The organism is Pseudomonas morbosilactucae (assembly GCF_023241715.1).
GTDB lineage: Bacteria > Pseudomonadota > Gammaproteobacteria > Pseudomonadales > Pseudomonadaceae > Aquipseudomonas > Aquipseudomonas morbosilactucae.
Genome location: NZ_JALQCW010000090.1, coordinates 90498 through 111693 on the forward strand (window position 1 = coordinate 90498; position 21196 = coordinate 111693).

At 61.5% G+C, this 21196-nt stretch carries 22 protein-coding genes; all 22 read left to right on the top strand.

The window, feature by feature from the left end:
- Positions 1-9: 9 nt before the first annotated feature.
- The 22 genes from M1B34_RS29780 (at position 10) to M1B34_RS29885 (ending at position 21140) form a co-directional block, all read left to right on the top strand.
- On the top strand, positions 10-357 hold the full coding sequence (locus M1B34_RS29780) for an Hpt domain-containing protein (protein ID WP_341870563.1): 348 nt from the start codon (positions 10-12) through the stop codon (positions 355-357).
- A 96-nt stretch (positions 358-453) separates the two neighbouring features.
- On the top strand, positions 454-1809 hold the full coding sequence (locus M1B34_RS29785; RefSeq protein ID WP_268267001.1) for a flagellar hook-length control protein FliK: 1356 nt from the start codon (positions 454-456) through the stop codon (positions 1807-1809).
- A gap of 180 nt (positions 1810-1989) precedes the next feature.
- Positions 1990-2490 carry a flagellar basal body-associated protein FliL gene (gene fliL / locus M1B34_RS29790; RefSeq protein ID WP_123330119.1) on the top strand — a complete coding sequence of 167 codons (501 nt, stop codon included), beginning with the start codon at positions 1990-1992 and terminating at the stop codon, positions 2488-2490.
- A gap of 9 nt (positions 2491-2499) precedes the next feature.
- Positions 2500-3468, top strand: coding sequence for a flagellar motor switch protein FliM (gene fliM, locus M1B34_RS29795; protein WP_123330121.1), 969 nt, complete (start codon positions 2500-2502; stop codon positions 3466-3468).
- Between the two features lie 53 nt (positions 3469-3521).
- Positions 3522-3980 carry a flagellar motor switch protein FliN gene (fliN, locus tag M1B34_RS29800; RefSeq protein WP_123334300.1) on the top strand — a complete coding sequence of 153 codons (459 nt, stop codon included), beginning with the start codon at positions 3522-3524 and terminating at the stop codon, positions 3978-3980.
- On the top strand, positions 3981-4427 hold the full coding sequence (fliO, locus tag M1B34_RS29805) for a flagellar biosynthetic protein FliO (RefSeq protein WP_123330123.1): 447 nt from the start codon (positions 3981-3983) through the stop codon (positions 4425-4427). It abuts the gene before it with no gap.
- A gap of 83 nt (positions 4428-4510) precedes the next feature.
- Positions 4511-5272, top strand: coding sequence for a flagellar type III secretion system pore protein FliP (fliP, locus tag M1B34_RS29810; protein WP_123330125.1), 762 nt, complete (start codon positions 4511-4513; stop codon positions 5270-5272).
- Between the two features lie 24 nt (positions 5273-5296).
- Positions 5297-5566 carry a flagellar biosynthesis protein FliQ gene (fliQ, locus tag M1B34_RS29815; protein ID WP_123330128.1) on the top strand — a complete coding sequence of 90 codons (270 nt, stop codon included), beginning with the start codon at positions 5297-5299 and terminating at the stop codon, positions 5564-5566.
- A 3-nt stretch (positions 5567-5569) separates the two neighbouring features.
- The gene (gene fliR / locus M1B34_RS29820; protein WP_123330130.1) at positions 5570-6352 is read left to right on the top strand and encodes a flagellar biosynthetic protein FliR; all 783 of its coding nucleotides are present in this window, start codon (positions 5570-5572) and stop codon (positions 6350-6352) included.
- Positions 6353-6355: 3 nt separating this feature from the next.
- Positions 6356-7492, top strand: coding sequence for a flagellar biosynthesis protein FlhB (flhB, locus tag M1B34_RS29825; protein WP_123330132.1), 1137 nt, complete (start codon positions 6356-6358; stop codon positions 7490-7492).
- A gap of 157 nt (positions 7493-7649) precedes the next feature.
- The gene (flhA, locus tag M1B34_RS29830) at positions 7650-9779 is read left to right on the top strand and encodes a flagellar biosynthesis protein FlhA (RefSeq protein WP_123330134.1); all 2130 of its coding nucleotides are present in this window, start codon (positions 7650-7652) and stop codon (positions 9777-9779) included.
- Positions 9780-9790: 11 nt separating this feature from the next.
- Positions 9791-11113, top strand: coding sequence for a flagellar biosynthesis GTPase FlhF (gene flhF, locus M1B34_RS29835; protein ID WP_123330136.1), 1323 nt, complete (start codon positions 9791-9793; stop codon positions 11111-11113).
- Positions 11114-11231: 118 nt separating this feature from the next.
- Positions 11232-12062 (top strand): flagellar synthesis regulator FleN, encoded by an 831-nt coding sequence (gene fleN, locus M1B34_RS29840; RefSeq protein WP_011060002.1) that lies wholly within the window; start codon positions 11232-11234, stop codon positions 12060-12062.
- Entirely contained in the window at positions 12059-12799 is a 741-nt protein-coding gene (fliA, locus tag M1B34_RS29845; RefSeq protein WP_123330138.1) for an RNA polymerase sigma factor FliA, read from the top strand. Before fleN ends, fliA begins: the two co-directional genes overlap by 4 nt.
- A 166-nt stretch (positions 12800-12965) precedes the next feature.
- Positions 12966-13337: a chemotaxis response regulator CheY gene (locus tag M1B34_RS29850; RefSeq protein ID WP_003183998.1), complete on the top strand. Its 372-nt coding sequence runs from the start codon at positions 12966-12968 to the stop codon at positions 13335-13337.
- Positions 13338-13359: 22 nt separating this feature from the next.
- Positions 13360-14148 (top strand): protein phosphatase CheZ, encoded by a 789-nt coding sequence (locus M1B34_RS29855; RefSeq protein WP_123330140.1) that lies wholly within the window; start codon positions 13360-13362, stop codon positions 14146-14148.
- A gap of 12 nt (positions 14149-14160) precedes the next feature.
- Positions 14161-16437, top strand: a complete 2277-nt coding sequence (locus tag M1B34_RS29860; protein WP_268267002.1) for a chemotaxis protein CheA — start codon at positions 14161-14163, stop codon at positions 16435-16437.
- 45 nt (positions 16438-16482) lie between these two features.
- Positions 16483-17619 carry a protein-glutamate methylesterase/protein-glutamine glutaminase gene (locus tag M1B34_RS29865; RefSeq protein WP_123330144.1) on the top strand — a complete coding sequence of 379 codons (1137 nt, stop codon included), beginning with the start codon at positions 16483-16485 and terminating at the stop codon, positions 17617-17619.
- The gene (locus tag M1B34_RS29870; RefSeq protein ID WP_123330146.1) at positions 17619-18359 is read left to right on the top strand and encodes a flagellar motor protein; all 741 of its coding nucleotides are present in this window, start codon (positions 17619-17621) and stop codon (positions 18357-18359) included. The genes M1B34_RS29865 and M1B34_RS29870 overlap by 1 nt, the downstream gene beginning before the upstream one ends.
- Before the next feature lie 15 nt (positions 18360-18374).
- The gene (gene motD, locus M1B34_RS29875) at positions 18375-19259 is read left to right on the top strand and encodes a flagellar motor protein MotD (protein ID WP_123330149.1); all 885 of its coding nucleotides are present in this window, start codon (positions 18375-18377) and stop codon (positions 19257-19259) included.
- A gap of 51 nt (positions 19260-19310) precedes the next feature.
- Positions 19311-20099, top strand: a complete 789-nt coding sequence (locus tag M1B34_RS29880; protein ID WP_123330151.1) for a ParA family protein — start codon at positions 19311-19313, stop codon at positions 20097-20099.
- A gap of 84 nt (positions 20100-20183) precedes the next feature.
- Entirely contained in the window at positions 20184-21140 is a 957-nt protein-coding gene (locus M1B34_RS29885) for a CheW domain-containing protein (RefSeq protein ID WP_268267003.1), read from the top strand.
- Positions 21141-21196 lie beyond the last annotated feature (56 nt).

Genomic DNA, 21196 nt, shown 5'->3' on the forward strand with positions numbered 1-21196 from the left:
AGTGAACAAGTGTCTGAGATTCATCTGAGCCAAGACGTGCTGAGTGCCCTCCAAGAAGTCATGGAGGACGAGTATCCAGTGTTGCTGGACACCTTTGTGTATGACTCCGAAGAGCGCCTGCGCTCGCTGCACAGGGCGGATGATGCCTATGAAGTGGTGGTCGCCACAGCCCACAGCCTCAAAGGCAGCAGCAGCAACATGGGGGCCTTGCGCCTCGCCGAGCTGTGCCATCAACTGGAGCTGTGCGCCAGGCAACCGTCGCGGGTGGGTATCGATAGGCTGGTGGGTGAAATCGATGGCGAGTTCGCCATTGTACGGCGCCTCTGCGAGCAAGAGCGCCAGCGTTTTCACTGCTGAGTGCGAGCTTGATCGGCCATCTTGAGCAACCTGGCCCGACCTTTGCAGTCAAGTCTTCTACCTGTACCTACGAACCCGTGCAGCGGAGACCGATTTATGCCTCTTACCCCCAATGTGCTGCTTCAGGCCGCTTCCCAGGCCAAGACGCAAGCCGCCCCTGCCAATCCGCTGGCGAACGTTGCTGAGCCCGGGGATAAAGCGTCCAGCTTCGCACAGGTGTATGCCAAGCAATCGCAGAACTCCCCAGCCAGCGTCAACGATGCGCCGGTCCGTCCGGCCCGTGACAAGGGTGCCGATGCCGGCGGCAAGAAAGACGCCGTTGCCGATAAGGCTGCCGCCCCCGAGCCGGAGGTTGCCGATAGCGGCAATACCTTGCCTGCCGATAAACCGGGCGCCAGCGATGACACCGTGGCCAGCGACGATGGTCAGCCGAGCGACGCTCCGCTGGCGGATGCCGCCCCGGCCGACCCGAGCCTGGATCCGAGCCAGCTTCAAGTCACCCAGCCCGCGCCACTGCCGGACGTGCCTGCACCGGTAGTCGAAGTGACTCAGCCTGAGGTGGAAGTGCAGCCCGTGGTTGCTGCTGCGGTGGTGGCTACGGCGGCAGCCTTGCCGGCCGAGCCTGATTTCGATCCCGAGGCCGACCCATTGGACGCCTTGCCGGCGGTCCGTCTGGCCATGGAGCAGGGCGGTCATGTATCGGCCTCCAGCCAGGCCCAGCCGAAAGCCGCACCGAGCACGGCCAGTACTGCGTCCGACGGCGAACTGACGTCGGCCCAGAACTTCGCCAATGGCATGGCCAGCATGCTCGACGTGCAAGCCAGCAAGGACAGCACCGAGCAAGGCGGCGACAAAGCCTTCAGCGGTTTGATCGACGACGGCCTGAAAGACCTCAAGGGCGCGTCCAGCGATACCCGGGTGGATGACTTTGCCAACCGTCTGGCGGCCCTGACTCAGGCGGCCACGCCGAAGACCGCCAACGTGGTGCCGGTCAACCAACCGCTGGCCATGCACCAGAGCGGCTGGAGCGAAGAGGTGGTGAACCGGGTCATGTACCTGTCCAGCGTCAACCTCAAGTCGGCGGACATCCAGTTGCAGCCGGCCGAGCTGGGGCGCCTGGATATCCGCGTGAACATGATTCCCGACCAGCAGACCCAGGTGACCTTCATGAGCGCCCATGCCGGTGTGCGTGAGGCCCTTGAAGGGCAAATGCACCGTATGCGTGAGATGTTCAACCAGCAGGGGCTGGGCCAGGTGGATGTCAATGTGTCTGACCAGAACCGTGGCTGGCAGGGCCAGGAGCAGGCGCAGCAGGGCCAGAACCGCAGCAGCGGCACTCAGTCCGGCGGCTTGCTGGATGCGGCCGACGATGAACTGCCGCAAGGCGTGGCGGAAATCGCCGCCGCTCCTGCGACAGTGATCGGCTCCAGTGCCGTGGACTACTACGCCTGACCCCAGGGGCGGGAGCGCTCGCTCCCGCCTTCTGCTTTATTCCCGCCTGCGTTCCAGCGCCCAGTCGTCGCGGCATCACTCTGGGCCTTCGGCTGAAGACTATTCAGACAAATCTGGCATAACACTTGCTCTTGCCTTGCCGTGCGACTGTGAAAACCCGATTAGTGACGGATTATTGGCATGGCGAAGAGTGAAGCAGCAGAGAAACCACCCGCAGGGAAAAGCAAACTCAAGCTTATCCTCCTGATAGTCCTGGGTTTGTTGTTGGCGATCGGCTCGTCCGTCGGCGCGACCTGGTACTTCATGCACAGTGCCCAAAGCAAACCGGCCCCCGCTCCGGAGGCTGCCAGCAACGTCAAGCCGGCGGCGATCTTCGAGCCAATGGCGCCGGCTTTCGTGGCCAATTTCAACCAGAACGGCCGTCAGCGCTACATGCAGGTGAGCATCACCATGCTGGCGCGTAACCAGGCCGACCTGGACGCACTCAAGGTGCACATGCCGGTGATCCGCAACAACCTGGTGATGCTCTTCTCCGGGCAGAGCTTCGACACCCTGGCGACCCCGGTCGGTCAGGAAATGCTGCGTCAGAAAGCCACTGCCAGTGTGCAGGAAGTGGCGCAGAAGGAAGTCGGCAAGGTGGTGGTCGAGCAGTTGCTCTTTACTAACTTCGTACTGCAGTAGGAACACGACATGGCCGTGCAAGACCTGCTGTCCCAGGATGAGATCGATGCGCTGTTGCATGGCGTCGATGACGGTCTGGTACAGACCGACAGTGCTGCCGAACCCGGCAGCATCAAAAGCTACGACCTGACCAGCCAGGATCGCATCGTCCGTGGACGCATGCCGACCCTGGAGATGATCAACGAGCGTTTCGCCCGTTATACCCGGATCAGCATGTTCAACATGCTGCGGCGTTCGGCCGACGTGGCGGTGGGCGGCGTGCAGGTGATGAAGTTTGGTGAGTACGTGCACTCGCTGTACGTGCCTACCAGCCTCAACCTGGTGAAACTCAAGCCCCTGCGCGGGACGGCCCTGTTCATCCTTGACGCCAAGCTGGTGTTCAAGCTGGTGGACAACTTCTTTGGCGGTGACGGGCGTCACGCGAAGATCGAAGGGCGGGAATTCACCCCCACCGAGTTGCGGGTAGTGCGCATGGTGCTGGAACAGGCCTTCATCGATTTGAAGGAAGCCTGGCAAGCGATCATGCCGGTCAATTTTGAGTACATAAACTCCGAAGTGAACCCGGCCATGGCCAACATCGTCGGCCCTAGCGAGGCGGTGGTGGTCTCCACCTTCCATATCGAACTCGATGGCGGTGGCGGCGATCTGCACGTGACCATGCCGTACTCGATGATCGAACCGATCCGGGAAATGCTCGACGCCGGCTTCCAGTCCGACCTGGACGACCAGGACGAACGCTGGAGCAAGGCCCTGCGCGAAGACGTGCTGGACGTGGCGGTGCCGTTGAGCGCCACCGTGGCCCGTCGCCAACTGCGCCTGCGGGACATTCTGCACATGCAACCGGGGGATGTGATTCCCGTGGAACTGCCGGAAGAAATGATCATGCGCGCCAACGGCGTGCCGTCCTTCAAGGTCAAGCTGGGCTCCCACAAGGGCAACCTGGCCTTGCAGGTACTGGAGCCGATCGGGCGCCGCTGAGGCGCTGGTCCGTATTCGCTTTTAACTGAATTTTTGCCCGCTGAGGACAAATGATGGCTGACGAAATGAACTCCCAAGACGACCAGGCCCTGGCTGACGAGTGGGCTGCGGCCCTGGAAGAAACCGGTGATGCCGGGCAAGACGATATCGACGCCTTGCTGGCCGCTGATGCCGGTGCAGCTTCGGGTAACCGTCTGCAGATGGAAGAGTTTGGCAGCGTACCCAAGAACAACGACCCGGTGACCCTGGAAGGGCCGAACCTGGACGTGATCCTGGATATCCCGGTGTCGATTTCCATGGAAGTGGGCAGCACCGATATCAACATCCGCAACCTGCTGCAACTCAACCAGGGTTCGGTGATCGAGCTTGACCGCCTGGCCGGCGAGCCCCTCGACGTGCTGGTCAACGGTACGCTGATTGCCCACGGTGAAGTGGTGGTGGTCAACGAGAAGTTCGGCATCCGCCTGACCGACGTGATCAGCCCTAGCGAACGCATCAAGAAGCTGCGCTAAGTGAAAAAGCTCTTGGGGGTGTTGCTGTTCTCGCCGCTAGCGGCCTGGGCGGCAGAGCCGGTGGCCACTGCCACGACGGCCGCGCCGTCGGTTGCCAGTGTCGGCAGTGTCGGCGGCCAGTTGACTCAATTGGTGCTGGGCTTGCTGTTGGTGCTGGGGCTGATTTTTGCCTTGGCCTGGGCGGTGCGTCGCATGCAGCAGGCCGGTCCTGCCGGCAAGGGCCAGGTCATCGAGTTGATCGGTTCCCGGGCCTTGGGACCGCGCGATCGCCTGGTGCTGGTGCAGGTCGGCAATGAGCAGATCCTCCTGGGCCTGAGCCCGGGGACCATCACCCCGTTGCATGTACTCAAAGAGCCGGTGCCAACCCCCAGTGCCGAGCAGGCGACGCCCGAGTTTGCCCAGCGCCTGATGGAGTTGCTGGGCAAGGATCAGAAGGATAGGAAGTAATGCCGTTGTCAGGCCACATGAGAACCCTTGCGGGCTGGGCGTTTTCTACGCGCGCGCAAAACCCTGTCTTGCCGTCGCTCGCTATGCCTTCGCGTAGCCTGTCGCGTTTCCTCTTGACCTTGGTGCTGCTGCTGGCAGCGCCACTGGCCTTTGCCGCCGATCCGTTGTCGATCCCGGCGATCACCCTGGGCACCGGGGCCAACGGCCAGCAGGAATATTCGGTCAGCCTGCAAATCCTGCTGATCATGACTGCGCTGAGTTTTATCCCGGCGTTTGTCATGCTGATGACCAGCTTCACGCGGATCATCATTGTTTTCTCGATCCTGCGTCAGGCCCTGGGTCTGCAACAGACGCCGTCGAACCAGATCCTTACCGGCATGGCGCTGTTCCTCACCATGTTCATCATGGCGCCGGTGTTCGATCGGGTGAACCGGGACGCGCTGCAGCCCTACCTGGCGGAACAGCTCACGGCCCAGGACGCGGTGGCCAAGGCTGAAGTGCCGATCAAGGACTTTATGCTGGCCCAGACCCGCAGTAGCGACCTTGAGTTGTTCATGCGCCTGTCCAAGCGCACCGACATCGCCACGCCGGACCAGGCGCCGCTGACCATTCTGGTCCCGGCCTTTGTCACGTCGGAGTTGAAGACGGCGTTCCAGATCGGCTTCATGATCTTTATTCCGTTCCTGATCATCGACCTGGTGGTGGCCAGTGTGCTGATGGCCATGGGTATGATGATGCTCTCGCCGCTGATCATTTCCTTGCCATTCAAAATCATGCTGTTCGTGCTGGTGGATGGCTGGGCCCTGATCATCGGCACCCTGGCGGGCAGTTTCGGTGGTGTCTAGAACCTTGTATGCGGGTAATGCGCAATGACTCCTGAAGTCGCGGTCGACCTGTTTCGCGAAGCCCTGTGGCTGACCACCATGATGGTTGCAGTGTTGGTGGTGCCCAGCCTGCTGGTGGGTCTGATGGTTGCCATGTTCCAGGCGGCGACCCAGATCAACGAACAGACCCTGAGCTTCCTGCCGCGCCTGCTGGTGATGCTGGTGACCCTGATCGTGGTCGGTCCCTGGCTGGTGCAAACCTTCATGGAATACATCCTGCAGTTGTACGGCAGTATTCCGCAGTTGATTGGCTAAGCCATGTCTTTGCTGGCCTTGACCGACACCCAGATCAGTACCTGGGTCGCCACCTTCATGTTGCCGCTGTTTCGGGTCGGCGCCGTGCTGATGGTGATGCCGGTGTTCGGCACAACCCTGGTGCCGCGTCGGGTGCGCCTGTATTTCACCATTGCGATCACGGTCGCCATCGTCCCGGCGCTGCCGCCCATGCCGCCGGTGAATGCCCTGGACCTGAGTGGGCTGTTGCTGATTGCCGAGCAGATCATCATCGGCGCCGTGCTGGGGTTCTCCTTGCAACTGTTCTTCCAGGCTTTTGTGGTGGCCGGGCAGATTGTGGCCATTCAGATGGGCATGGGCTTTGCGTCCATGGTCGACCCCACCAACGGCGTGTCGGTGGCGGTGATCGGGCAGTTCTTCACCATGCTGGTGACCTTGCTGTTCCTGGCGATGAATGGCCATCTGGTGGTGTTCGAGGTGCTCACCGAAAGTTTCACCACCTTGCCCGTGGGCAGTGGGCTGATGGTCAATCATTTCTGGGAGTTGGCCGGCAAGCTCGGCTGGGTGCTGGGGGCGGCGTTGCTGTTGGTGTTGCCGGCGATCACTGCGTTATTGGTGGTGAACATCGCGTTCGGCGTGATGACCCGGGCGGCACCTCAGTTGAACATCTTCTCCATCGGGTTTCCCCTGACCCTGGTGCTGGGCATGGCCATCGTCTGGATCAGCCTGGCCGATATCCTCAATCAGTATCAACCGCTGGCCAGCGAGGCCTTGCAGTTTTTACGCGAACTGGCACGGGCGCGCTGAGTCATGGCAGAAAGCGAGAGCGGTCAGGACAAGACGGAAGACCCCACGGAGAAACGTAAAACGGACTCCCGGGAAAAGGGTGAGATTGCCCGTTCCAAAGAACTCAACACCCTGATCATCATGATGACTGGCGCTGCTGGCCTGCTGATCTGCGGGCCCGGGCTGGCCCAGGATCTGAAGGACATCATGACCCTGAACTTCTCCCTGCCTCGGGAGGTGTTGCTCAGCCCGGGAGCCATGGGTCTGTACCTGCTGCATTCGGGCAATATCGCCATCCTGGCGGCCTTGCCGTTCCTCCTGACCTTGCTGGTGGCGGCGCTGATCGGGCCGATTTGCCTGGGTGGCTGGCTGTTCGCGGCAAAAAGCTTGGCGCCCAAGTTCAGCCGGATGAACCCGGCCAACGGCCTCAAACGGATGTTCTCGCCCACGGCGCTGATCGAGTTGCTGAAGGCCTTTGCCAAGTTTTTGCTGATCCTGCTGGTGGTTTTGCAGGTCTTGTCTTCGGACATTGACGATCTGCTGCGTATCGGCCATGAGCCGCTGGAGCAGGCGATCATCCACAGTGTGCAAGTGGTGAGCTGGAGCACGTTGTGGATGGCTTGCGGGTTGATCCTGATTGCCGCGGTGGATGTGCCGGTGCAGCTTTATCAGAGCCACAAGAAGCTCTTGATGACCAAGCAGGAAGTGCGTGACGAGCACAAGGACCAGGAGGGGCGACCTGAGGTCAAACAGCGAATTCGCCAGCTGCAGCGCGATATGTCCCAGCGGCGCATGATGGCCGCCATCCCTGACGCCGACGTGGTGATTACCAACCCGACGCACTATGCGGTGGCCCTCAAGTACGACGCCGAGAAGGGTGGGGCGCCGGTGTTGCTGGCCAAGGGCAGTGATTTCCTTGCGCTGAAGATCCGTGAGATTGCCGTGGCCAACGAAGTGCAGTTACTGGAATCGCCTGCCCTGGCGCGATCGATTTTTTACTCCACGGAACTGGAGCAGGAAATTCCCGCCGGCCTCTACCTGGCGGTGGCCCAGGTGTTGGCTTACGTCTATCAGATTCGTCAGCATCGGGCGGGCAAGGGCAAGCGTCCGGAACCGCTCAAGGACCTGCCGATTCCGCCGGATCTGCGTCGCGACAACTGATCCCCCTCTGGTCCTGGCCGGCTCGCCCGCCAGGCGCAGGTCGCCGTTGTGACGCTTCTGTTTGCGCTCGCTGCAAAAGTTGGAAGGGTTCTTGCAATAGCCGGCCTGAGGCGCCTCTAGGCGTCAAAAGTTTGCTTTAAAGGAACGGGGAAAACCGGTGGATCGCTCTCAGTTTATCAACAGTGCCCGCACCAACGTTGCTGACCTCAGCCGAGGCAATCTGGGCGTGCCGGTGCTGCTGTTGGTGATGCTGGCAATGATGATGTTGCCCGTCCCGCCGTTCCTGCTGGACGTGTTTTTTACCTTCAACATCGCCTTGTCCATTGTCGTCCTGCTGGTCTGCGTCTACGCCCTGCGACCGCTGGACTTCGCCGTATTCCCGACCATCCTGCTGGTGGCCACGCTGCTGCGCCTGGCGCTCAACGTGGCGTCGACCCGGGTGGTCATGCTCCACGGCCAGGACGGTCACGCCGCCGCGGGCAAGGTGATCCAGGCCTTCGGTGAAGTGGTGATCGGCGGCAACTACGTGGTCGGTATCGTGGTGTTCGCGATCCTCATGATCATCAACTTCGTGGTGGTGACCAAGGGTGCCGGGCGCATCTCCGAGGTCAGCGCACGTTTCACCCTGGACGCCATGCCCGGCAAGCAGATGGCCATTGACGCCGACTTGAACGCCGGCCTGATCGATCAGAACCAAGCCAAGATGCGCCGTCAGGAAGTGGCCCAGGAAGCCGAGTTCTACGGTTCCATGGACGGTGCCAGTAAATTCGTCCGTGGTGACGCCATCGCCGGCCTGCTGATTCTGTTCATCAACCTGATCGGTGGTATGGCGGTTGGTATCTTCCAGCACGGCATGACCTTCGGCGATGCCGGCCGGGTCTACGCCTTGCTGACCATCGGTGACGGTTTGGTGGCGCAATTGCCATCACTGCTGTTGTCCACTGCGGCGGCGATCATGGTGACCCGTGCTTCGGGCTCCGAAGACATGGGCAAGCAGATCAATCGGCAGATGTTCGCTTCGCCCAAGGCCCTGGCCGTGGCGGCGGGCTTGATGGCGGTCATGGGCCTGGTGCCGGGCATGCCGCACTTCTCTTTCCTCAGCCTGGCGGCCGTGGCCGGTGGCGCAGCCTACCTGCTGTGGAAAAAGCAGAACGTGGTCAAGGTCAAGGCGCTGGAAGAGGTCAAGCGCCAGCAAGAGCTGCTGCCGTCGCCGAGCCGTGCCCTGGAAACCAAAGAGCTGGGTTGGGACGACGTGACGCCGATCGACATGATTGGCCTGGAAGTCGGCTACCGGCTGATTCCCCTAGTGGATCGCAACCAGGGTGGCCAGCTGCTGGCGCGGATCAAGGGGGTGCGCAAGAAGCTCTCCCAGGACCTGGGCTTCCTCATGCCCACTGTGCATATTCGTGACAACCTCGACCTGGCGCCAAGCGCCTATCGCCTGACCCTGATGGGGGTGATCCTGGCTGAAGCCGAGATCTACCCGGATCGCGAACTGGCGATCAACCCGGGGCAGGTCTACGGCAGCCTCAACGGCATCACCGCCAAGGATCCGGCCTTCGGCCTGGAAGCGGTGTGGATCGAAGTCAGTCAGCGGCCTCAGGCCCAGTCCCTGGGTTATACCGTGGTGGACGCCAGTACTGTGGTCGCCACCCACTTGAACCAGATTTTGTACAAGCACTCCAGCGAGCTGATCGGCCACGAAGAAGTCCAGCAGCTTATGCAGTTGCTGGCCAAGGGGTCGCCGAAACTGGCCGAGGAGCTGGTGCCGGGCGTGCTGTCGCTGTCGCAGTTGCTCAAGGTGCTGCAAGCCCTGCTGGCCGAACAGGTGCCAGTGCGGGATATCCGCAGCATCGCCGAAGCCATCGCCAACAACGCCGCCAAGAGTCAAGATACTGCCGCTTTGGTCGCTGCGGTGCGGGTCGGATTGTCCCGTGCCATCGTCCAAAGCATTGTAGGCACTGAGTCTGAGCTGCCTGTGATCACCTTGGAGCCAAGGTTGGAACAAATATTGCTCAATAGTCTGCAGAAGGCAGGACAAGGCCAGGATGAAGGCGTTCTGCTGGAGCCAAGCATGGCTGAGAAGCTGCAGCGTTCGCTGATCGAAGCGGCGCAGCGTCAAGAGATGCAAGGTCAACCGGTGATTCTGTTGGTGGCGGGTCCGGTACGCGCCATGTTGTCGCGGTTCGGGCGTCTCGCCGTTCCAGGCCTGCATGTGCTGGCGTACCAGGAAATCCCGGACAACAAGCAAGTGACCATCGTTGCGACAGTAGGGCCCAACGGCTGAGGTAGTGGTTTATGCAAGTTAAGCGTTTTTTCGCCGCCGATATGCGTCAGGCCATGAAACTGGTTCGTGATGAGTTGGGCGCTGAAGCTGCCATTATCGGCAACCGTCGTATTGCCGGCGGTGTCGAGCTGACGGCTGCCCTGGATTACAAGCTGTCGGCCCTGGCGCCGCGGATTCCCAATGTCGAGCTCGAAGACGAGCTGCGCAAGACACAGTCGCGGATCGTGACCGCCCAAGCCGAATTGAGCCTGCGGGGTGAAGGCGATACCACGACCACCAACCGGCAGCTGTTTGCCGGCTTGCCGCTGACCGCTGCCGAACCGCTGATCGAACCGACGTTCTCCGAGCCTCGCCGCCCGGCGCCGGCACCGGTGGTGACGCCGACCGTGGATCAGCAAGCGTTCGACTCCATGCGCTTTGAACTCAACGGGCTGCGTGAGCTGCTGGAAGTCCAGCTGGGCTCCCTGGCCTGGAGCCAGTTGCAAGGCAGTCGCCCGGAGCAGGCCAACCTCTGGCGCCGCCTGCAACGCATTGGCTTGTCCGGCCCTCTGGCCCGCGACCTGCTGGCACTGGTGACTGAAATTGACGAACCTCGCCAAGCCTGGCGCATGCTGTTGGCGCACTTGGCGCGGATGATCTCGACACCGGAAATGGAACCCTTGGAAGAGGGCGGTGTAATTGCCATGGTCGGCCCGGCCGGCATGGGCAAGACCACCACCCTGGCCAAGTTGGCAGCGCGCTACGTGCTCAAGTACGGCGCGCAGAACATTGCCCTGGTGAGCATGGACAGCTTCCGTATCGGTGCTCAGGAGCAGCTCAAGACCTTGGGCCGCATCCTCAACGTCTCGGTAACCCACGTCGACCCGGGGCAGTCCCTGGCCCAGGCGCTGGACCCGCTGCTGCGCAAGCGTGTGGTGTTGATCGACACCGCCGGCCTGCAAGCCAGCGATCCAGCACTGCGCATGCAGTTGGACACCCTGGCCGGTCGCGGCATCAAGGCAAAAAATTATCTGGTATTGGCAACCACCAGCCAGAAACAGGTTCTAACGGCCGCTTACCACAGCTACAAGCGCTGCGGCCTGGCAGGTTGCATCCTGACCAAGCTGGACGAAACCGCCAGCCTGGGCGAAGTGCTGAGCCTGGCCATCAGTCACGAGTTGCCGGTGGCTTATCTCACCGACGGTCCGCGAATTCCGGACGATTTGCACCTGCCTCGCCGGCATCAGTTGGTCAGCCGTGCGGTCAGCGTGCAAATGCAGGAAGAACCCAGTGAAGAGGCCATGGCCGATATGTTCGCCGACCTCTACCACAGTCCGACCAAGCGAGTGGGCTGAGGGAATCATGAATAGATTGCAGTGTATCTACATCGATGGTCTGCCATGCATTGTTCCAATGGTGAACGCGCAGCCAGTTATGTGGCCCCGTCTAAGTAAGACAAGGTAAAGAAAGAACATGGGCAGCATGCATCCCGTACAGGTGATCGCGGTGACCGGCGGCAAAGGTGGCGTCGGCAAGACTAACGTGTCAGTGAACTTGTCCCTGGCTCTAGCAGAGCTCGGCCGACGCGTCCTGCTGCTGGATGCCGACCTGGGCCTGGCCAACGTCGATGTCCTGCTGGGCTTGACCCCCAAACACACCCTGGCCGATGTGATCGAAGGGCGCTGCGAGCTGCGCGACGTATTGCTGCAGGGGCCTGGTGGCATTCGTATCGTTCCGGCTGCGTCCGGCACCCAGAGCATGGTGCACCTGAGCCCGGCCCAGCATGCCGGCCTGATCCAGGCATTCAGCGACATCGGCGACAACCTCGATGTGCTGGTGATCGACACCGCTGCCGGTATTGGTGACTCAGTAGTCAGTTTTGTTCGCGCCGCCCAGGAAGTGTTGCTGGTGGTCTGCGACGAACCCACCTCGATCACTGACGCCTACGCCCTGATCAAACTGCTTAACCGCGACTACGGCATGAACCGTTTCCGGGTCCTGGCCAACATGGCCCAGAGCCCTCAGGAAGGTCGCAACCTGTTCGCCAAATTGACCAAGGTCACGGATCGCTTCCTGGACGTGGCTTTACAATACGTCGGCGCAGTTCCCTACGACGAAAGCGTGCGCAAGGCCGTGCAAAAGCAGCGTGCGGTCTATGAAGCCTTTCCTCGTTCCAAGTGTGCTCTGGCGTTCAAGGCCATCGCCCAAAAAGTCGATACCTGGCCCCTGCCTGCCAATCCGCGGGGGCATCTGGAATTTTTTGTCGAGCGGCTTGTGCATCAAACAGCGGGACCGGTTCTATGACTGCCAGCGGCTATAACCTTTACAAAAAATCGGCGCGTGACAGCCAGTACGAATTGATCGAGCGCTATGCGCCCCTGGTCAAGCGTATCGCCTACCACCTGCTGGCGCGCTTGCCGGCCAGCGTGCAGGTGGAAGACCTGATCCAGGCGGGCATGATCGGCTTGCTCGAAGTGTCGACCAAGTACGACGCCAGCAAGGGCGCGAGTTTCGAGACCTACGCGGGCATCCGTATCCGTGGCGCGATGCTCGACGAGGTGCGTAAAGGCGATTGGGCACCCCGTTCGGTGCACCGCAATACCCGCATGGTCAGTGACGCGATTCGAGCAATTGAAGCTAAAACCGGTCGCGACGCTAAAGATCATGAAGTTGCGGCCGAACTTGAATTGAGTCTCGACGATTATTACGGGATTTTGAACGACACCTTGGGCAGCCGCCTGTTCAGTTTCGACGACCTGTTGCAGGACGGCGAACATGAAGGGCTGCACGAGGATGGCGCCAGTGCTCATCTCGAGCCGTCGCGCGATCTGGAAGATGAACGTTTCCAGGCAGCGCTGGCGGATGCGATTGCCAATTTGCCGGAGCGCGAGCGACTGGTGTTGGCGCTGTACTACGACGAAGAGCTGAACCTCAAGGAAATCGGTGAGGTCCTGGGGGTCAGCGAATCGCGGGTCAGCCAGTTACACAGCCAGTGCGCGGCCCGCTTGCGGGGGCGTTTGGGGGAGTGGCGAGCGCGCTGACAGGCAGTGTGGGGACACTGCGAACAAGAGCGGTTGGGCGTCATGCCAGGCCGTTCTTGTGTTGGGTGCTTCATGCAGTCGTTGAGTGTTACGCCGTATTGATTGAATGGCGCGTTCAGGTGCTGGGCGCGTTTAAGACTGCTTGGAGGTCGAATTGGACAAGAACATGAAAATCCTCATCGTTGATGACTTCTCAACGATGCGGCGGATCATTAAGAACCTGTTGCGTGATCTGGGTTTCACCAACACGGTCGAGGCTGACGATGGCACTACCGCTATCCCGGTCCTCAACAGCGGCAGCATCGACTTTCTGGTAACGGACTGGAACATGCCCGGCATGACCGGTATAGACCTGCTGCGCCACGTGCGCGCCGATGAAAAACTCAAGCACCTGCCGGTGCTGATGGTGACCGCTGAAGCCAAGCGCGAACAGATCATTGAAGCTGCCCAGGCCGGTGTAAACGGCTATGTGGTCAAACCATTCACGGCCCAGGCGTTGAAAGAGAAGATCGAAAAAATCTTCGAACGCATCGGTTGATGAATTCCGCCACGGGGGAGCTATGGAGCATAACGAATCTTCATTGGGCGATTTTGAATCGACCCTGAAAAAACATGCCCGCGAACTGGTCGAGAGCCTTGAAAAAGGCAAGTTCGGCGACGCTGTGCAACTGATCCATGAGCTCAACCAGACCCGTGACCGCGGCCTGTACCAGGAAGTCGGCAAGCTCACCCGCGAGCTGCATAGCGCGATCGTCAATTTTCAGATTGACCCGCACATGCCGCAAGCCGAGGAAGTCTCACAGATCACGGATGCCACCGAGCGCCTGTCCTATGTGGTCAGGCTGACTGAGGCTGCGGCCAACCGCACCATGGACCTGGTCGAAAGCAGCACCCCGTTGGTCAACAGCCTGAGCACTGATGCCCAGGCCTTGAGCACCGACTGGGGACGCTTTATGCGGCGCGAGGTCGGTGCTGAAGAGTTTCGCGAACTGGCCCGCCGAGTCGACGGTTTCCTGTCGCGCAGCGCAGAGGAAACCCGCACCGTCTCTGGCCACCTCAACGACATTCTGCTGGCGCAGGATTATCAGGACCTCACGGGCCAGGTGATCAAGCGCGTGACCCAATTGGTCACGGAAGTCGAAAGCAACTTGCTCAAACTGGTGCTCATGGCCAGTCAGGTCGACCGTTTTGCCGGTATCGAACACGACCGCGAATCGATGCTTGCGGAAAAAGATCCGCAAAAACATCTCGCCAAGGGTGAAGGTCCGCAGATTCATGCCGATAAACGGGAAGACGTTGTGTCCGGTCAGGACGATGTAGACGATTTGCTTTCCAGCCTTGGATTCTAGGAGCACCCATTAATGAGCTTCGGCGCCGATGAAGAGATCCTTCAGGATTTCCTGGTTGAGGCCGGCGAGATTCTAGAGCAACTGTCCGAACAACTGGTCGAGCTGGAAAGCCGCCCGGATGATGCGGACTTGCTCAATGCAATTTTTCGCGGTTTTCACACTGTAAAAGGGGGCGCCGGCTTCCTCCAGCTCAATGAGCTGGTGGAGTGCTGCCACATCGCCGAGAACGTCTTCGACATCCTGCGTAAGGGTGAGCGTCGTGTCGACTCGGAATTGATGGATGTGGTGCTCGAAGCGCTGGACGCGGTCAATGGCATGTTCAGCCAGGTCCGCGAACGCACCGAGATCACCGCCGCGACACCGGAATTGCTTGCAGCCCTGGCCCGTCTGGCCGAGCCTGCCGGCGCTGAACCCGAGCCGGTCGCTGCCGTGGTCGAGGAAAGCGTCGAGCCCGTCGCCGAGAGCGAATCGGGCGATATCACCGATAACGAATTCGAACTGCTGCTGGACTCCCTGAACACCGCCAAAGCCGAGGCTGCGGCCCCGGCGGCAGTGGCACCGGCTGCGGGTGGCGACGCCGCCAGCGACGAAATCACCGATGCCGAGTTCGAGTCCCTGTTGGATCAGTTGCACGGGAAAGGCCAGTTCGCGCCGGACGCCGTGGTCATGGCCAGCGAGTCGCCCGCTCCGGGCGCGAAACCGGCCGGTGACGAAATCACTGACGACGAATTCGAAGCGCTGCTGGACCAGTTGCACGGCAAGGGCAACTTTGCCGTCGAAGCCCTCGACTCCGCAGTGGCTTCGGTGCCGGCTGCGGCCGCACCTACAGCGGCAGCCGCGGGCGGCGACCTGATCAGCGATCACGAATTCGAAGCGTTGCTCGATGAGCTGCACGGTAAAGGCAAGTTCACCGAAGTGGCCGGCGCGACCGGCGCTGTCGCGTCCACCCAGGCACCGGCGGCTGTTGTCAGCGCACCGGCAGCCGTGGCCAAGCCAGAAGCGAAGAAACCCGAGCCCAAGGCAGAACCCGCCAAGCCAGCGGCAGCCGTTGCACCTGCTGCCGCTCCGGCGCCAGCCCGTGCAGCCGCAGCACCACCGCCGGAAAAACCTGCCAGCGAAGCTGAAACCACTGTACGTGTCGATACGGCGCGGCTCGACGAGATCATGAACATGGTCGGCGAGCTGGTGCTGGTGCGTAACCGTCTGGTGCGCCTGGGCCTCAACAGTGGCGACGAAGCCATGTCCAAGGCGGTGTCGAACCTGGACGTGGTGACCGCTGACTTGCAGACCGCGGTGATGAAGACCCGGATGCAGCCGATCAAGAAAGTCTTTGGCCGCTTCCCACGTCTGGTTCGTGACTTGGCGCGGCAACTGAAGAAAGAGATCAACCTGGAGCTGGTCGGTGAAGAAACCGACCTCGACAAGAACCTTGTCGAGGCCCTGGCCGACCCGCTGGTCCACTTGGTGCGCAACGCGGTCGACCATGGTATCGAGTCGCCGGAAGAGCGCGAAGCGTCGGGCAAGGCCCGGGGCGGCAAAGTGGTGCTGGCAGCCGAACAGGAAGGCGACCACATCCTGCTGTCGATTTCCGATGACGGCAAAGGCATGGACCCCAATGTCCTGCGTTCCATCGCGGTCAAGCGCGGTGTGATGGACAAGGACGCCGCCGACCGTTTGAGCGACACCGAGTGCTACAACCTGATCTTCGCCCCGGGCTTCTCGACCAAGACCGAGATTTCCGACGTGTCCGGGCGTGGCGTGGGCATGGACGTGGTGAAAACCAAGATTTCCCAGCTCAACGGTTCGATCAACATCTACTCGACCAAGGGCCAGGGCTCGAAGATCGTCATCAAGGTGCCGTTGACCTTGGCGATCATGCCGACCCTGATGGTCATGCTGGGCAACCAGGCTTTTGCCTTCCCGCTGGTCAACGTCAACGAGATCTTCCACCTCGACCTGTCGCGCACCAACGTGGTCGACGGTCAGGAAGTGGTCATCGTCCGCGACAAGGCGTTGCCGCTGTTCTACCTCAAGCGCTGGCTGGTCAGCTCCGCCGCTCATGAAGAGCAGCGCGAAGGCCACGTGGTGATCCTTTCGGTGGGCACTCAGCGGATCGGCTTCGTCGTCGATCAGTTGGTGGGCCAGGAAGAAGTGGTCATCAAGCCATTGGGCAAAATGCTCCAGGGAACCCCGGGCATGTCCGGCGCCACCATCACCGGTGACGGCCGCATCGCCTTGATTCTTGATGTTCCGAGCATGCTCAAGCGTTACGCCGCACGGCGTATTTGATTTACGGCGGCGGGGCGATCTGTCTCGCCGCCTAATGGAGTGTTTATGGCAGTCAAAGTCCTGGTGGTGGATGATTCGGGGTTTTTCCGCCGCCGCGTCTCGGAAATTCTTTCAGCGGATTCGAATATCCAGGTCGTCGGTACGGCGACCAACGGTAAAGAGGCGATCGATCAGGCCCTGGCCCTCAAGCCGGACGTGATCACCATGGACTACGAGATGCCGATGATGGATGGCATCACGGCGGTGCGGCATATCATGCAGCGCTGCCCGACTCCGGTATTGATGTTCTCTTCCCTGACCCACGAAGGCGCGCGAGTCACCCTCGATGCGTTGGACGCCGGGGCGGTGGACTTTCTGCCGAAGAATTTCGAAGACATCTCGCGCAATCCCGAGAAGGTCAAGCAGTTGCTGTGCGAGAAGGTTCACAGCATCTCCCGCAGTAACCGTCGTTTCAGCAGCTACAGCGCCCCGGCACCTGTGGCCGCTCCTGCTCCCGCGCCGACTCCAGCCGCATCGAGCACCAGCAGTTTTGGCAGCAGTGCGCCTGTACGTCCGGCACCCGCTCCAGCCCCGGCGCCTGCCCGTGCTGCCGTTGGTTCGTCGTCCGTGCCCAAGCGCAAGGCCTACAAGCTGGTGGCGATTGGTACCTCCACCGGTGGCCCTGTGGCCTTGCAGCGGGTCCTGACCCAACTGCCGGCCAACTTCCCCGCGCCCATCGTACTGATCCAGCACATGCCGGCGGCCTTTACCAAGGCCTTTGCCGAGCGTCTGGACAAGCTGTGCCGCATCAGCGTCAAGGAAGCCGAGGATGGTGACATCCTGCGTCCGGGCCTGGCGCTGTTGGCCCCTGGTGGCAAGCAGATGATGATCGATGGCCGCGGTGCGGTGAAAATCCTCCCGGGCGATGAGCGTCTGAACTACAAGCCGTGCGTGGACATCACCTTCGGTTCCGCGGCCAAGTCCTACGGCGACAAAGTTCTGGCGGTGGTTCTCACCGGCATGGGCGCCGACGGTCGTGAAGGCGCGCGCCTGCTCAAGCAGGGCGGCAGCGCGGTCTGGGCTCAGGATGAAGCCAGCTGCGTGATCTACGGCATGCCGATGGCAATCGTCAAAGCGGACCTGGCAGACGCCGTGTACGGCCTGGACGATATCGGCAAGCACCTGGTCGAGGCCTGTCTCTGATGGATGTGCTCAGCCTTATCGGGATCATCATGGCGTTCGTCGCCATCATCGGTGGCAACTACCTGGAAGGTGGGCACCTGTCGGCCCTGGCCAACGGTCCGGCGGCGCTGATCGTGCTTGGCGGCACCATTGGCGCGGCGTTGTTGCAGTCGCCCCTGAGCGCGTTCAAACGGGCGATGCAGATCGTGGTGTGGATCCTGTTTCCGCCGCGTGTCGACCTGCCAGGTGGCATCGATCGGGTGGTGAACTGGAGCCTGACCGCCCGCAAGGAAGGCCTGCTGGGCCTGGAAGGCGTGGCGGATGCCGAGCCTGACAACTACTCGCGCAAAGGCCTGCAGTTGCTGGTGGACGGGGCCGAACCCGAAGCCATCCGCAGCATCCTGGAAGTGGACTTCTACACCCAGGAAAGCCGTGATATCGAAGCGGCCAAAGTCTTTGAAAGCATGGGCGGCTACGCGCCGACCATCGGCATCATCGGTGCGGTCATGGGCCTGATCCATGTCATGGGCAACCTGGCCGATCCGTCGCAACTGGGCAGCGGTATTGCCGTGGCCTTTGTCGCCACCATCTACGGCGTGGCCAGTGCCAACCTGGTGCTGCTGCCGGTGGCCGCCAAGCTCAAGTCGATTGCCCTGCGCCAGTCCCGTTACCGGGAAATGCTGCTCGAAGGTATTTTGTCGATCGCCGAAGGTGAGAACCCTCGTTCCATCGAGTTGAAGCTGCAAGGCTTCATGGATTGATGGGGAGAATGAACCATGGCTCGTCGTCGCCAACCTGAAGAACACGTCAATCACGAACGCTGGCTGGTGTCCTACGCGGACTTCATCACCTTGCTGTTCGCATTTTTCGTGGTCATGTACTCCATCTCCTCGATCAACGAGGGCAAGTACAAGGTGATCTCCGAGGCGCTGATCGGCGTGTTCACCGATTCGGATCGGGCCCTGAAGCCGATCCCCATCGGTGACGAGCGGCCGAAGACCGTGACCCCGGCCAAACCCCTGGTCAAGGACAGCGACGAGACCGATGCCGGCATCGCCGGCGCCAGCGACCCGCTCAAGAGCATCGCCGATGACATCAGCGCGGCTTTTGGCGACCTCATCAGTTCCAACCAGATGACCGTGCGTGGCAACGAGTTGTGGGTCGAGATCGAACTCAACTCCAGCCTGTTGTTCGGCAGCGGCGATGCCATGCCCAGTGACTTGGCGTTCAACATCATCGACAAGGTGGCGAAGGTCCTGAAGCCTTTCGACAACCCGGTCCACGTCGAAGGCTTTACCGACAATCAGCCGATCCAGACGGCCCAGTACCCGACCAACTGGGAGCTGTCCTCGGCCCGTTCGGCGAGCATCGTGCGCATGCTGGCGATGCAGGGTGTGAACCCGGCGCGCATGGCTTCCGTGGGTTACGGCGAGTTCCAGCCAGTGGCTAACAACGCGACGGCCGAAGGCCGTGCGCGCAATCGCCGGGTGGTACTGGTGGTCTCGCGCAACCTCGACGTGCGTCGCAGCCTGACCGGTACCGGTACGGCCAATGCGACCCCCGACGCGGCGTTGCGACGTGCTGGCACACAAACTGCACCAACCCCCGTCAAGACGCCGGTGCCGGGGAGTGCCGTCAATTCTCCGTCACCCGCTTTATAACTGAGCGCTATTTCTCGGCAGGCTCTGCGCCTGCCGGGAGGAACAATTCCAATGAGAGTCTGGGCAGTCGCCAATCAAAAGGGTGGTGTTGGTAAAACCACCAGTTCCATCGCTTTAGCCGGTTTGCTGGCTGAGGCGGGCAAGCGCGTGGTCATGGTCGACCTTGACCCCCACGGCTCCATGACCAGTTATTTTGGCTATGACCCCGACAGCCTTGAACACAGTTGCTACGACTTGTTCCTGCATCGCGGCAGCGTACCCCAGGACCTGCCGGGGCAGTTGCTGCTGTCCACCAGCGACGAACGTATTTCCCTGTTGCCCTCCAGCACGGCCCTGGCAACCCTGGAGCGTCAGTCGCCCGGCCAGAGCGGCTTGGGCCTGGTGATCGCCAAGAGCCTGGCGCAGTTGTGGCAGGACTTCGATTACGCCGTGATCGACAGCCCGCCGTTGCTGGGCGTGCTGATGGTCAATGCCTTGGCGGCCAGCCAGCAGTTGGTGATCCCGGTGCAGACCGAGCACTTGGCGGTCAAGGGCCTGGAGCGCATGGTCAACACCCTGGCAATGATCAACCGCTCGCGTAAACAACCGCTGCCATTCAGCATCGTGCCCACCCTGTTCGACCGGCGGACCCAGGCGTCCCTGGGTACCCTGCGGGTGTTGCGCGACAAGTTTCCCGATGAGATCTGGCAGGGCTACATCCCGGTGGACACGCGCCTGCGGGATGCCAGCCGAGCTGGCCTCACGCCTTCGCAGTTCGACGGCAAGAGCCGCGGCATCCTGGCTTACCGCGCCTTGCTCAAACACCTGCTGGCCCAGCAGCTTGTGGCGCAGGTGGCCTGACGTGGTTCTTCACTCAAGTCTGTTGGTGCTCGTGCCGATAACCACCACAGGTCTCTGTGGCGGGGTTTTTTCGTGGGCATCCTTATGAACCGTCCTCTCGATACCAAGAGTCGGCCGCAGCTGGCCTTGCAGTCCTACCTGGATTCCTTGTTGCACGAGGCGACCGAGGAAGACTGGTCGCCTGCACCTGCACCTGCACCTGCAACGGTGACGGAGCCGAGCCCGGTGCTCGATGAGTTCCAGCTGGCTGTGCTTGAAGAGCAGGCCCGGGATGCGGCCGCTGCCGCGCCGCGACCAAGCCCGGCGCCCCAGGCTCGCGCCCAGGTGCAAGCGCAGACGCAGCCCCAGGCTCCGGTGGATTTCGCTCCACCGCCAGAGGCGCCCGCGCCGCTGCTGCCTTCGCTGTTGCCGGTGGCACCGATGCCCGAGGTGCTGGCCGAGCCGGTAGCGCCGCCTGCTCCAGTGAAGCCTGTGCCGCAGGCGTTGATCGAGCCGGTGGTGGAAGTCCATCTGCCGCCCAGCAGCCCGCCGCCGGTGGTGCCGGGCAACGATCGCCCAAGCTGGGCTGCCGAACCCTTTGAATGCCTGCTGTTCGACGTCGCCGGCCTGACCCTGGCAGTGCCTCTGGTGTGCCTGGGCTCGATCTATTCCCTGGCCGGTCACGAGCTGACGCCGCTGTTCGGTCAGCCGGAATGGTTCCTCGGGATCCTGCCGAGCCAGGCCGGCAACCTCAAGGTGCTGGACACCGCACGCTGGGTCATGCCCGATCGCTATCGCGATGACTTCCGCCAGGGCCTGCAATACGTGATCTCGGTCCAGGGCTACGAGTGGGGGCTGGCGGTGCATCAGGTCAGCCGTTCGCTGCGCCTGGACCCCAATGAAATCAAATGGCGCAGCCATCGTGGTCAACGTCCGTGGCTGGCTGGCACAGTCATCGAACACATGTGTGCGTTGCTGGACGTGTCCGAACTGGCAGAGTTGATTGCCAGTGGCGGCGCGAAGCATATGGATATCAGTAAACCGGCCCCGCGGCCGATATAAGTCAATAACAGGCCGCGCCTCCAGGGTGCGGCCCTACAGAACACACGCCGTTTTCA